We start from the raw sequence: 12093 nt of genomic DNA on the forward strand, positions 1-12093 counted from the left end.
CCTCCACGGCCGCGGCGATGGAAGCGGACACGTCGTCGATCTCACGGATGCGCTGGGTGATGCCGGCAATCGCCGAGACCGCCATGCCGGTGGAAGCCTGGACGCGCGCGATCTGGCCGGTGATCTCCTCGGTCGCCTTGGCGGTCTGGCTCGCCAGTGCCTTCACTTCGGAGGCGACCACGGCAAAGCCCCTCCCCGCCTCGCCCGCTCGCGCAGCCTCGATGGTGGCATTCAGCGCCAGCAGGTTGGTCTGGCCCGCGATCGTCGAGATCAGGGACACCACATCGCCGATGCGGGCGGTGGACTCGCTGAGATCGCGAACGAGCGCGGCGGTCTCGGCCGCCTCTATGACGGCACGCTGGGACAGGCTGGCCGAGCCTTGCATCTGGCGGCCGATCTCCTGGACCGACGAGCCGAGCTCCTCGGCGGCAGAGGCCACCGTGGTGACGTTGGCGGCGGCGGTGTCCGCAGCGGCCGCGGCATTGCCGGAGCGTCGGGCGGTCATCGTAGCGGTGGCGCTCATGCTGCCCGCCGTGGCCTGCAACTCCGTGGCGGCGGCGCTGACCTGAGTGGCGATGCCGCCGACGGCGGCCTCGAACCGATCGGCCATGTCGAGCATGACCGCCCTGCGCTGGGCCTCGGAGCCGGCGCGCGCGGCTTCGGTCTCCGCCTCCAGGGCACGAGTGCGGATGATGTTGTCCCTGAACACCACGACGGATTTCGCCATGGCGCCCACTTCGTCCATGCGATCGACGCCGGGGACGTCGATATCCGTGTCTCCCCCAGCCAGAAGCTCCATCGCCGAGGTCATCCGGCGCAAGGGGCGGCTCACGGTGAGTGCCAGCATGATGGCGGCGCCTGAAGCCATGAGCGCGGCGATGGCGACGAGGACCATGGTCGCGATCACGGCACCGTCATAGGTCGCCTGCGCTTGGGCGCCGCTTTCGCGCGCCACGCGTGCTTCGTAGGTGACGAGCTTCTGAAGCTCGGTCAGCACCGCACTGATCCCCGTCGACATGGTCGTGTTGTAAGTGCGCTGGGCCTGGGCGAGATTCCCGGCCTGCGCCTCCATGACGATGCCGTCCTGCAACGCCAGATAGGCGACCCATTGGGTCTCGAACGCCTTGTACAGTGCCTTCTCCTCGGCCGTGTCCAGGCGAGGCGTGTAGGCGGCCTGGACGTCGCGCATCTCATCGGCCCGCAATTTGATCGTGGCGGCGGCGCTGGCGCGCAACTCCGGCGTATCCGCGTTGATCAGGCGCCCGCCACTCACCCGCTGCCGCAGGGCGAGAACCTGGATCCTGCCGAGCATCTCGGTGTTCGGCAGGTGATCGTCCCGCATTTCCCGCGCGATGTCATTGACCGCCCGAAGGAAATACAGCGATGCCCCTGCAAGTGCAGCTGACAACAAGAACATGATTCCGAAGCTGACGACGAGCTTTGCTCGAACAGAGAAAGACTTAGGAAACATGGAAGCGGCGACCCCGAAATCCGAATTTCGGATGGAACACCGATCGTCTTAAGATCCCGTAACGTCGCAGACCGTCACTTGCCACGCCCTGAGCGGCAAACACAAAGTCGTGTCGCGCCCATCCCTAGACTGAACACAACCGAGGCTGAATGGCGCGAACACTGATAAGAGCGAGCATCGGCCGCCGCCATGATCGGGCGCGAGGACCGGTCTCACCTCGGCTTGGATTCAATCCGGCGCGCGGCCGAGCGCCCCCCGGATCAGCCGCTTGGCATCCTCGCTGCCCCAATCGGCCGGTCCCTTCATCACGCCGAGGATACAGCCCTTGGCGTCCACCAGCATCGTCGTGGGCAGGCCGAGCGAACCTGTCGCCTTCTGCATGGCCGGCAGCACCCGCCCGCCGGGATCGGCATAGTAGGCGAGGTTCGTGATCCCATTCTCCTTCAGCCATTGCGGCGGCTTCTCGAGATTGCGCGTGTCCACATTGATCGCCGCGACGGTGAAGTCCGTCCCCCCCAGCGTCTGCTCGAGCCGGTCGAGGGCCGGCATCTCGGCCTTGCAGGGCGCGCACCAGGTCGCCCACAGGTTCACCAGCGCGAGCCGCCCCTGTAGCTGGGCGAGGCTCCGGTCGGCACCGTCCGGCCCCTTGAACACGAGGTCCGGCGCGGGGCGGGGAACCTTGGAGACCTCCAGGGCCGCCACCTCGCCACGGGCGTGGGGCGCGAGGCGCGCGATCGTCTCGACGGCGCCGCGGCACGGCTCGGCCACCGCCTCGCTGTTGCCGCCGGTCGGACGCGTCCCGTATACGGCGAGACCGCCCGCGATCAGGACGGCGACGACGGCTCCCGCAGCCAGGGTCGCCTTGGCTCCGGGCATCATCGTTGCGTCGCCCGACGGGTGGATGGGGCGGCCGAGAGGAACAGTGTCGACATGAGCAACCGGATGTGGGGCGGGCGCTTCGCGAGCGGCCCCGCCGAGATCATGGAGGAGATCAACGCCTCCATCGGATTCGACAAGCGCCTCGCACCCCAGGACATCCGCGGCTCGCTGGCGCATGTGGCGATGCTGGGCAAGGCGGGCATCCTGCCATCGGCCGATGTGGCAGCGATCGAGGACGGTCTCAAGGCCGTGCGCGCGGAAATCGAGGGCGGCGGCTTCGTGTTCAAGCGCGAGCTCGAGGACATCCACATGTCCGTCGAGAGCCGGCTCACCGAGATCGTCGGCCCCACCGCAGGGCGGCTGCATACGGCCCGTTCGCGCAACGACCAGGTCGCCACCGACATGAAGCTCTGGGTGCGCGACACCCTCGACAGCCTCGACGAGCAGGCCGCCGGCCTGCAGCGGGCCCTGGCCGAGAAGGCCCTTGCCCATGCGTCGACCGTGATGCCGGGCTTCACCCATCTGCAATCGGCCCAGCCGGTGACGTTCGGGCACCATTGCCTCGCCTATGTGGAGATGCTGGCCCGCGACCGTGGCCGGTTCCGCGATGCCCGCGCGCGGCTCAACGAATGTCCGCTCGGGGCCGCGGCGCTGGCCGGCACGTCCTTCCCCATCGACCGTCACGCCACGGCGCAAGCGCTCGGCTTCGACCGTCCCACCGCCAACTCCCTCGATTCCGTGGCCGACCGCGACTTCGCCCTGGAATCGCTCTCCGCCGCCTCGATCTGCGCCGTGCACCTGTCGCGCTTCGCCGAGGAACTGGTGGTCTGGACCTCGGCCCAGTTCAACTTCGTGAAACTGTCGGACGGCTACACCACCGGCTCGTCGATCATGCCGCAGAAGCGCAACCCGGATGCGGCCGAGCTCGTTCGCGCCAAATCCGGCCGCGTCATCGGCGCGCTGACCGGCCTGCTCATCGTGATGAAGGGCCTGCCGCTGGCCTATTCGAAGGACATGCAGGAGGACAAGGAGGGCACGTTCGACGCGCTCCAGGCGCTCTCCCTGTGTCTGGCCGCCATGACCGGCATGGTCCGCGATCTGGAGCCCAATGCCGAGGTGCTCGCCCGTGCCGCCGGCTCCGGCTACGCCACCGCCACGGACCTCGCCGACTGGCTCGTGCGCGAGCTCGGCCTGCCGTTCCGCGAGGCGCACCACGTCACGGGCCGCCTCGTCGGCGCCGCCTCCGCCAAGGGGATCGGGCTGGAGGAACTGTCCCTCTCCGAGATGCAGGAAGCGGAGCCCAGGATCACCGATGCGGTCTATGCGGTGCTGGGCGTGGAGAATTCCGTCACCAGCCGCACCAGCTATGGCGGCACCGCGCCGGACAACGTGAGGGCGCAGGCCACACGCTGGCTGGCGCTCCTCGACGCGCAAGCCGCGACAGCGTGATTCACAGGGCGACAAAAAAGCTCGGCCGGAGCGGATGCGTTCACGGTCGAGCTATGTGATCCTGCCTAAAGCTCGGACCAAGCACGCCGGAGATGTCGATGCCCGTCGAGAGTTGGATGAATCCCGAAGACACCGCCGCCCTCGCGGCGGAAGCCACCACGCTGATCGATGCCGTTCTGGCCCGCCTGCCCGAGGCGGACAGCTCTGCCTTCTGGGCATCGATCCGCAAATGCTACAACACGCCCTACAACGACCCGAAGCCCCGCGTCCTGCCCGTCCGCGACGTGATGGAAGCGACGGCCACCGCACCGCATCTGGCGGCCTCCATCGCCGATCTGTCGACGGTCGGCGTGGCGGTCGCCGAGCCGCCTCGGGTGGAGATGGCGATGGGTGCCATCCTCGCGGGATCGACCTTCGGACCGGAGGCACACCCGGCCTGAATCCTCCGGGACTGCGGGGCTCTTGCGCGAACCCGATGCTCGATCCGGTCCGACGGGATGCCGTCCCGCCGCAATTCCGGACAATTTGGCAGCATGTGTCGACACCACGACGAACGCCGCCGATGACGCAGGTCCGCCGCGCGCGCTGCCGGTGGCCTTTCTTTCGTATTCGAGAACCTGAACACGATGCCGCATCCTCTCCGCCGCCTCCTCGTCGTCAGCGCCACGGCGGCTGTCCTGCCGATCCTCGGCCCAGCCCATCTCACCGGTCCGTCGCCGGCCATGGCGCAGCAGGAGGCCGCCGCCGAGACCGAGGCCCCGGCGAAATCCCGGGGACGCGGGCGGGAGAGGAAGAAGGCGGTCAGCGCGCCGGGCATGCAGCAGGCGACGCCGGTGGCCATCTTCGGCGACTGGAACGTCTTTGCCAACGGCCAGGGCAAGTCGCGCACCTGCTACGCCATCGCCCAGCCCCAGGCCCGCTCGCCGAAGACCCTCAAGCGCGACACCGCCTACCTGTTCGTGACCATCCGCAAGGGTGACAACGTCCAGAACGAGGTCGCGGTGATGTTCGGCTTCCCGCCCAAGCCCGCCGCCAGCCAGGCAAAGGCCAACGCCACCGCAGCCTCCGATCCGACCCTGAGCCTCGGCACCTCGCAGTACGGCTTGGTGGTGAAGGACGAGAACGCCTGGCTGCAGAACCCGTCCGAGGAAGCCCGCCTCGTCGGCGAGATGGCCAAACTGGCCAAGGTCCAGGTCAAGACGGTGTCCATGCGCGGCACCTCCACCAGCGACGAATACGCGCTGGCGGGATTCGGTGACGCGATGAAGCGCGCCCGCGAGGAGTGCAAGTAAGGGCCCCTTCCGCGATACGCCGAGCCGCCGTCCCAGGAGGCCGGCGCGGCGGCGTCAGGCGCCGCCCAGCGCCGCCCGCGTGAGCGCGTCGGCCCCGATATCCTCGGTGCCGTTCATGCCCAAAGTCTCGATCAACCGGCCACGGGCGCGGCTCACGCGGCTCTTCATCGTGCCCACGGCGACGCCGCAGATCTCGGCGGCCTCCTCGTAGGTGAAGCTCTGCGCGCCCACGAGGACGAGGGCCTCGCGCTGGCTCAGGGGCAGCAGGTCGAGGGCGGCCTGGAACTCCCGCATCTCCACCCGGATCTCCTGCTCGGGCAGGCTGGTCAGTCGGCCGGCATGGGCACCGTCGGCATCCTCGACCTCGCGCTTGCGCTTGCGCTGCTCGGAATAGAACAGGTTGCGCAGGATGGTGAACAGCCACGCCGTCAGGTTCGTGCCGCGAGCGAAGCTGTCCGCCTTGGTCCAGGCGCGCACCAGCGTGTCCTGAACCAGGTCGTCGCTGCGGTCGAGATCGTAGGTCAGCGAATAGGCGAAGGCCCTGAGGGCCGGGATCGCGCCGAGCAGGAGATCGCGCATCTCGGAATCGGCGCCGGCGGGTGTTCCGACGGGATGAAGGAGGCTGGTCATCATGAGGTCTCCCGCGAAGCAGGCTTGGCCGAGAGTTCGGTGAGGAGGGCCTCGAACCGGTCGGGCAGCGGCAGATTCAGGACGTCGCCGTAGAGAAGGCGGAGATTTCGTCCGATCCGGCGCCGGGATTCCGTATCCATGCCGGCTCGCGCTCCGGCCGCGGCGGGGCAGGCCAAGGCCGCCGCTTCGGAAGACGACGCTTCGCCGCCGGTGGCGTGGGAGCCGGAGGCCCGCTTCCCCGCGTCCAGCACTTCGAAAGGGCCGTGGATATCGCTGGCGTCGATCGTCATGGTTCTCCACCGTTATGTCGGTGTCGGTCCTAGTGACGAGCGCTTTAACGCGGTCTGAAAAATGTATTCAGAAACCTTTAAGCTTGTACAAGCAGCGTCTCCCCACGGAATCACATCGTCAATAGAGATTTCTTTGAGATGTCATGCGCGGACAAGCTGAGCCGTTGAATGACATTATATTTGCGAAGCTGGACAGGGGCTGAACGAAGACGGTGACTCCTGCGTGTACCGTGAGGAGAAAAGCTGGGTCGATCGTGTTGTCTCGAAGCGTGAGCGCAAAAACCCGCGACGTCCGCGGACGCATGCTCCAGCCGCTTGCCATGCCAAACACTCGCTCACGCAGCAGGAACCGGAGAGGCCGCGTCGCGCGGCGTAACGCGCCGCCGCCGGGGAATTTCATCCGATCCCCGGTGGTATGGCTCGCCGAGGCCGTCCGTCTGGCCCATAAGGCGAGCGGAAGACCCGAGCCACGAGGACGAACCTTGACCGTCACCCAGCTGACCCACCACGACCTCGACGGCTACGGAGCCTCGACCATCGTCGGTGCCTTCCTCGACGTGTCGCGGATCGTCCATATCCCGCGCTATGCCGATGTCGGCCCGGTGGTCGACGCGGAGCTGAAGCGGCTCTCCCGCGCCCAGGCGCCCGAATGCCTGATCATGACGGATCTCGGCCTGGAGGCCGTCGCCGTCACCTTCATCACCCGGTTCACTTCCATGAACCTGCGTCGCGACGAGGCCGCGCGGCACCGGCTGATCGTGCTCGATCACCATGCCTCCTCCCTCGACCAGCTGCGCGAGCAGGGCCTCACCCTCGCGCCCGTGCCGGAAAGACCCGGCCTGACGCGGGTCGAACTCCCCGACCCGAACGTGGTCGTCCTCATCGACGAGGACCGCTGCGCCACCCGCCTCGCCTACGAGCATCGGGAGCTCTACGCCTCGCGCGACGTCGAGGGCGAGACGACCGAGGAACTCGAGACGCTTGTCGCCGCCGTCGATGCCCTCGACTTGTGGAAGAAGGAGCGCCTGACCTTCCGGGGCGGCCTCGCCCTGGACGAGATCTTCTGGGACAACGTCGCGACCCTGATCCCCGTGGGCCATCCCTGGCATGACCGCTTCATCAGCGCGCTGCTGCGGGCGGTCTCCGCCCTGTTGCGCGAAGGGGCATCGCCGGCCCGCGTCGAGGCCGAGATCGCCGCGACCCGGCGTCGCCTCGTGGATGCGCTCCTGGCCGACGAGCCCCAGGACGACCCGACCCTCACCACCCGCATGCGGATGGCCCGGGCGCTGGCCCGGTCGGATGCCCTGTTCCAGCGGCTCTCGGATGGGACGCTGCTCTCCTTCGGCCTCGATTCCGGCATGTTCCAGCGCGTGTCCGACCTCGTGATGGAGGGCGGCAGGGCGACCCGCGTGGTCAATGTCCAGCGCACGGGTTCGCTGTCCTTCCGCTCGAACAACGAAACGGCGCTGGACGGTGCGCGCAAGTTCCGTGGCGGCGGCCACAAGGATGCGGCCGGCGGCAAGCTGAATGCCGGATCGGCCTTCTCCCTGGCCGATGCCGTCTCCCAGGTGGAGCCGGTGCTCAACCCGCCCCAGCCCGATCCGGCCTCCAGCCCCTTCGCGGCGCTCAAGGCCTGGAAGGGCTGAGCCCGCGCCTCTTCAGCCGACCTTGCCCGTGGTGAGGACGCCGCGGGCCGCCGCCAGCACCTCCTCGCTGAGCGCGTCGTCGTCGATGGCGCGGGCCAGGGCGACGGCTCCGATCATGAGCGACAGGCTCGCCAGGGCCCGCTGCCGCCGCCGCTTCGCCAGGGCCGCGGGAAGGAGGCCCGTCATGCGCTCGATCAGGTCGCGGGCACCGTGGAGGAACCGCGCCCGCAACGGAGAACCGGGCGCCTCGCGCGACACGTCGTTGACCATGGCCGCAAGCGGACAGCCGACGCCCGGATTTCGAACGTGACCGAGGGTCAGGTAACTCGCCATCCATCCGTCGAGATCGTCGGGGCGCCAGTTCTGATTGGCGGCCAGGTCGAACGCCTCGACCGCCAGCGCCTCCTTGCTGGCGAATTGGCCGTAGAAGCCGCCATGCGTCAGGCCCGCCGAGGCCATGATGTCGGCGACGCCGACGCCGTGCAGCCCACGCTCGCGGAACAGGGCGGCGGCGACCTCGACGACCCGTTGCCGGTTCAGCTTGGCCTGCGCCTGTGACACCTTCGGCATCGTCAGATCCTCCTGCTTGACCCTCCGACATATAGATGTTCGGCCTCATGCAAAAGGGACATCACGATGCAGCCCCGGGGCGGAGGATGAAAGTCGCACCTCATCCGCCGTCCCACGGGCTCACTGCACGCGCGGCAGGATCTCCTTCGCAAAGCGCCGCATCTCGGCCTCGAACGGCTGGAACTGCAGCATGAACAGGTCGATGCCGGCTTCATGAAAGGCGCGGATGCGCGCGGCGACGGTCTCGTAGCTGCCCACGAGCCCGGCCGCCGTGCCGCCATTGGTGCCGACATGCTGGGTCGCTGCCGCGTCGGTCTTGGCGAACATCACGCTCGCCGCATCGGTCCGGGCTCTCGTGGCATTCCGTAACCCCTCGTCGCGCCGGGCCAGGGCGAGGAGCCGGGCATGCTCGGCCTGGGCCTCGGCATCCGTCTCCCGGGCGATCACGAAGGCGGAGAGGCCGTAGCGCAGGGGCGCGTTGGCGGCGGGCCGGCGCGCCACATCCGCGATCAGCGCTTTGACGTCGTCGAGAGGCTGTCCGTTGATGAACCAGACATCCGCCCGCTCCGCCGCCAGGGCGCGGGCCGGCTCGGATTCGCCGCCGAGATAGATCGTCGGCCGGGGCCGGAAGGTGCCGGCCGGGCGCAACTGGTAATCCTCGACCTGAAAATGCCGGCCCGCATGGGTCACGCGCTCACCCCGCATCAGGCGGTCCACGAGGCCGATCCATTCCTGGCCATAGGCGTAGCGGTCGTCATGGGGCGGGAAGGGCAGGCCCGCCCGCTCGAACTCGGCCTTGTTCCAGGCATTCACGAGGTTGAGGGCGAAGCGACCCTCGCTCACATGCTCGATCTGCAGGGCCATCTTGGCGAGCACGACCGGATGGTAGAGCCCGGGCTTGATCGCCGCGATGATCTCGATGCGACGGGTCAGGGCGGCGAGCGCAGCGGAGGCCGTCCAGGCTTCCAGCTGGTCGCGCTCGTCGTCGTAAGGGTTCGCCGTGTGCTGGGCCACCAGGACCGAGTCGAAGCCCAGTGCCTCGGCTTCCAGCACCAGAGCCCGGTTGCGCGTCCAGCTGGCATCGTCCGGCTCGTCCGGATCGTGGTGGGACGCGCGCGAGCCGTGGACGGCCGCCCAGATCCCGAAACGGGGTGCGTCACTCATGGGCCTCGCCTCACCCGCTCGACGGGCGGAATCGTACAACGCCGGTCGCTCCGACGGACGAAGGCGTGGACCCGCGGCGGCCAATCGGCGTCCAACCTGACGCGCGGCGTGTCGTCGGTCATCATCGTCTCCAGAACGGAAAAAGCGGTCCGGCGCGAAACGAGACCCAGCTCAAGCCACGACGAAAGCTTGGTCTCGACTGCGGATCGTCAACCCGTCCGTTGAGGAAACACGTTGACGTGCCATGTCTTAGCGAGACGAGTTACACGTTCGCAAGAAAATGGTTTTTTGAATTTCAGTGCTTTCGCGGACGAATGTTTTCCAGGTTCTTGCCGACAAGCCGGCGACGCTTGCCGTCGTCGAGAGGTGTAGAACGGTCGCCCAGCCTCAGGTCGACCGGTCGGATGCCGCTCGGCTGCCGCAGCCTCGATAAATAATCACTATCGATTGATCGTCATTTTAATATGGGCCCACAGCCCCTATGCTATCCAAAATAAATATTGAATTCATACGAATAATATAAATAACCAACTCGTAGATCCATCAAGATTTACAGGAGTTCAGATCCTAGGCTTAAACCAAGGACATGACCCCAAACACCACTGCCCCGATCAGAACGACTTCCATCGCAACGCGACAGACCAAGATGGCTTGGATGGCCAAGTGATCGGCAAAATGACGACTCGGCTCGGGCAAATGCCCCTTGTCGAAATGCTGCATTGCCAATATTGCTCCGACGCAAAATTACCGACTAAATTTCAACAATCCATAAACCATTCCGTAACCTTTTAAAGACCCGGCGCCGATGCACGCCAAAGTTGAATGTATTGATAATAAATCGTATTGGTGTATGGCGACACCTCATGACGAGGCTATTTCACTGCTCGTATCGTCGGACCACCACGAATATGACCAGACCAACACTGAATGCAGGCGGTCACTCATTTATAAAACGATAGATAGAATGGCTAATCGACCCTCTGTTTATCACCATACCCACGACCCGCACAGCAAGCGGCCGGTCAAAGTACATCATCAGGTCGGGACGATTTGGCAGCGATGCATGCGCGCACCCCACGAGCGAAGAACGATCGGTTCAGGCTCGCCGATACGATGCGGCAAGAGGCTGCCGGTCCGGCATCGACTGCGGATAGGGCTATCGGGGCGAGATCTATCCGTGTGAATATCGTTACGGCGGCGGACGATAGGCTCGCAGGGGTAGGTCGGGAGACAGGCGGTCTTCCGTTTCCACGCTTCTGGGCGCGGGTTTGGGTGCGGCGACGGGAACCGTGGGCGCGAGGGCGGGCGCGGTATCAGTAATGTACCGCGGTGCCCCGGCGGCGGGACCGGCCGGAAGGGGCACGGTGGCGGTGCCGACGGCAGGCTGTGGAACGGTCGGGACGCTGCGCTCCACGGCGGGCGACAGGGGCACCCGCCGGTTGTCCTCGGCCTTCTGAGCCCGCGCGTTCGGCCGCTCCATGGCTCCAGGAGGCTGCGGATCCGCCTTTGAGGGTTTCTCGACCGCTTTCGCGGCCTGGGCGGAGGGACGCTCGCGTCGTGTCTTTGGTGCTGGACGGGTCGACACGCGCGCTCCGCCGCCATCGCGTCCGGCGCCGATGGAGAGGTGCATGCGTTCGACGCCGGAGACGAGATCCGCCAGGGTCGCGGTGGCCGTCCGGCACAGGCTGACCCGGAGGGACGCCGCGCGCTCGGTGCTGCCACCGAAGAGGCTGTCGGGAGCCGATCGCCCGCCCGATCGCGGGGCGAGGTCGATCCATTGCCACGCGTAGAGGCAATTGCTGCCCACCGCGAGGCCTACGGGGCCGTAGGCGTTCCGCTTGGGCACGGTGGAGACGCGCATCACTTCACCGGGAAACCGCGCCAGAAGCTCCGCGGCGATCCCGAGGCGGGTCGGCTTTCCCATGGACAGGGCCGGGCCGAAGCGCGAGCCGGTATCGGTGCCGTTGCGAACGCTGATCTCGGCGTAGTTGCGCGCCCCCCCGGCATAGGTGACGCGCTGGGCGTAGCCATCGCGAAACGCGGTCTGCGCCACATCCGCGATGCGGCCCGCGCCGGGGATCTCGACCACGGATTCCGCCAGCGCCGCCCGTGTCGTGAGCACTAACGGCAGGAGGATCAGGGCGGCGAAAACGCCGGATCGCGGGGCGGCTGCGGACCGATTGGAGCGGATCATGGACGTTGCATCGAGCTCGGCGCGGTGTCGGGGTTATCGTAGCCGCGGTTGGCGGCCGGAGAGTTGGGCAAGGTGAAGCGGTCCGTCTCCGACGCCGCCCGTTCCTGCGGGGCACGGGTTCGCGCGGCCTGCTGGGCTCGCCACATCGTGCCCTCGCCCGGCTCCGACAGGGTGGAGGACCGCTCCGAGCCATCATAGCCCGGCATCAGGTTGAAACCATAGCTCTCGTAGGGCATCGGCCCCGCTCCGGATACCCGGCGCGCCACCAGCGGCATGGTCTTCGATACGGGCGGCTCGGCGAGGAAGGCCCCGTCCTGCCGATCCGCCACCACCCGCGCCAGGGACGGGGGAGCGTAGCGCAGGGGGTTCTCCGCCGGCACCGCGAGGGGGAACTCGCTGCGCTGGACCGGCAGGGGCTTGGCCTGGCCGTCCCCCGACGAATCCGGTTTGGGCACCCGGCCATAGGCAGCGGTGTTCCGCGCAGGCGCGGCCGGGTGCCCAAACCGGA

The 12093-nt window shown here is 67.3% G+C and carries 11 protein-coding genes and 1 pseudogene; 4 read left to right on the plus strand and 8 right to left on the minus strand.

Annotation, left to right across the window (positions count from 1 at the left end; genetic code table 11):
* Together MBTS_RS15495 and tlpA are read right to left on the minus strand one after the other, a co-directional pair.
* Window positions 1–1471: methyl-accepting chemotaxis protein (locus tag MBTS_RS15495; protein WP_192215985.1), on the minus strand; the 1471-nt coding region annotated here is incomplete at its 3' end.
* Between the two features lie 228 nt (window positions 1472–1699).
* Window positions 1700–2347 carry a thiol:disulfide interchange protein TlpA gene (gene tlpA / locus MBTS_RS15500; protein WP_192215988.1) on the minus strand — a complete coding sequence of 216 codons (648 nt, stop codon included), beginning with the start codon at window positions 2345–2347 and terminating at the stop codon, window positions 1700–1702.
* A 54-nt stretch (window positions 2348–2401) separates the two neighbouring features.
* Here tlpA and argH point away from each other — a divergent pair, with 54 nt between their 5' ends.
* From argH to MBTS_RS15515, 3 genes are all read left to right on the plus strand, one after another.
* Window positions 2402–3799, plus strand: coding sequence for an argininosuccinate lyase (argH, locus tag MBTS_RS15505; protein ID WP_192215986.1), 1398 nt, complete (start codon window positions 2402–2404; stop codon window positions 3797–3799).
* Window positions 3800–3897: 98 nt separating this feature from the next.
* Window positions 3898–4239 carry a hypothetical protein gene (locus tag MBTS_RS15510; RefSeq protein WP_026175585.1) on the plus strand — a complete coding sequence of 114 codons (342 nt, stop codon included), beginning with the start codon at window positions 3898–3900 and terminating at the stop codon, window positions 4237–4239.
* Between the two features lie 186 nt (window positions 4240–4425).
* A complete protein-coding gene (locus MBTS_RS15515) occupies window positions 4426–5091 on the plus strand; it encodes an invasion associated locus b family protein (RefSeq protein WP_147832867.1) in 666 nt (221 codons plus the stop codon).
* Window positions 5092–5145: 54 nt separating this feature from the next.
* Here MBTS_RS15515 and MBTS_RS15520 read toward each other — a convergent pair whose 3' ends face one another.
* The gene (locus MBTS_RS15520; protein WP_056147808.1) at window positions 5146–5721 is read right to left on the minus strand and encodes a sigma-70 family RNA polymerase sigma factor; all 576 of its coding nucleotides are present in this window, start codon (window positions 5719–5721) and stop codon (window positions 5146–5148) included.
* Window positions 5721–6011, minus strand: a complete 291-nt coding sequence (locus MBTS_RS23815) for a NepR family anti-sigma factor (RefSeq protein ID WP_056147811.1) — start codon at window positions 6009–6011, stop codon at window positions 5721–5723. The genes MBTS_RS15520 and MBTS_RS23815 overlap by 1 nt, the downstream gene beginning before the upstream one ends.
* Window positions 6012–6493: 482 nt before the next feature.
* Between MBTS_RS23815 and MBTS_RS15530 the strand changes: the two genes are divergently transcribed.
* Window positions 6494–7657 (plus strand): dimethylmenaquinone methyltransferase, encoded by a 1164-nt coding sequence (locus MBTS_RS15530; RefSeq protein WP_192215987.1) that lies wholly within the window; start codon window positions 6494–6496, stop codon window positions 7655–7657.
* 12 nt (window positions 7658–7669) lie between these two features.
* Here MBTS_RS15530 and MBTS_RS15535 read toward each other — a convergent pair whose 3' ends face one another.
* The 4 genes and pseudogenes from MBTS_RS15535 to MBTS_RS15550 form a co-directional block, all read right to left on the minus strand.
* Complete coding sequence (locus MBTS_RS15535) at window positions 7670–8227, minus strand: TetR/AcrR family transcriptional regulator (protein WP_056147816.1); 558 nt, start codon at window positions 8225–8227, stop codon at window positions 7670–7672.
* A gap of 120 nt (window positions 8228–8347) precedes the next feature.
* Entirely contained in the window at window positions 8348–9391 is a 1044-nt protein-coding gene (locus MBTS_RS15540) for an LLM class flavin-dependent oxidoreductase (protein ID WP_147832868.1), read from the minus strand.
* A gap of 1189 nt (window positions 9392–10580) precedes the next feature.
* A complete protein-coding gene (gene bcsN / locus MBTS_RS15545; protein ID WP_147832869.1) occupies window positions 10581–11585 on the minus strand; it encodes a cellulose biosynthesis protein BcsN in 1005 nt (334 codons plus the stop codon).
* A pseudogene (locus MBTS_RS15550) lies at window positions 11582–12093 on the minus strand (hypothetical protein); the annotation flags it as partial. The gene bcsN and the pseudogene MBTS_RS15550, both read right to left, overlap by 4 nt.

Origin of the sequence: Methylobacterium bullatum (assembly GCF_014845095.1) — a bacterium.
In the GTDB taxonomy this organism is placed as follows: domain Bacteria; phylum Pseudomonadota; class Alphaproteobacteria; order Rhizobiales; family Beijerinckiaceae; genus Methylobacterium; species Methylobacterium bullatum.

Excerpts from the sequence above, each read along its gene's own strand:
- MBTS_RS15535 (WP_056147816.1), bottom strand. The coding sequence starts at position 8,227 with ATGCCGAAGGTGTCACAGGCGCAGGCCAAGCTGAACCGGCAACGGGTC.
- MBTS_RS15540 (WP_147832868.1), bottom strand. The coding sequence starts at position 9,391 with ATGAGTGACGCACCCCGTTTCGGGATCTGGGCGGCCGTCCACGGCTCG.
- MBTS_RS15520 (WP_056147808.1), bottom strand. The coding sequence starts at position 5,721 with ATGACCAGCCTCCTTCATCCCGTCGGAACACCCGCCGGCGCCGATTCC.
- tlpA (WP_192215988.1), bottom strand. The coding sequence starts at position 2,347 with ATGCCCGGAGCCAAGGCGACCCTGGCTGCGGGAGCCGTCGTCGCCGTC.
- MBTS_RS23815 (WP_056147811.1), bottom strand. The coding sequence starts at position 6,011 with ATGACGATCGACGCCAGCGATATCCACGGCCCTTTCGAAGTGCTGGAC.
- bcsN (WP_147832869.1), bottom strand. The coding sequence starts at position 11,585 with ATGATCCGCTCCAATCGGTCCGCAGCCGCCCCGCGATCCGGCGTTTTC.
- MBTS_RS15510 (WP_026175585.1), top strand. The coding sequence starts at position 3,898 with ATGCCCGTCGAGAGTTGGATGAATCCCGAAGACACCGCCGCCCTCGCG.
- MBTS_RS15515 (WP_147832867.1), top strand. The coding sequence starts at position 4,426 with ATGCCGCATCCTCTCCGCCGCCTCCTCGTCGTCAGCGCCACGGCGGCT.
- argH (WP_192215986.1), top strand. The coding sequence starts at position 2,402 with ATGAGCAACCGGATGTGGGGCGGGCGCTTCGCGAGCGGCCCCGCCGAG.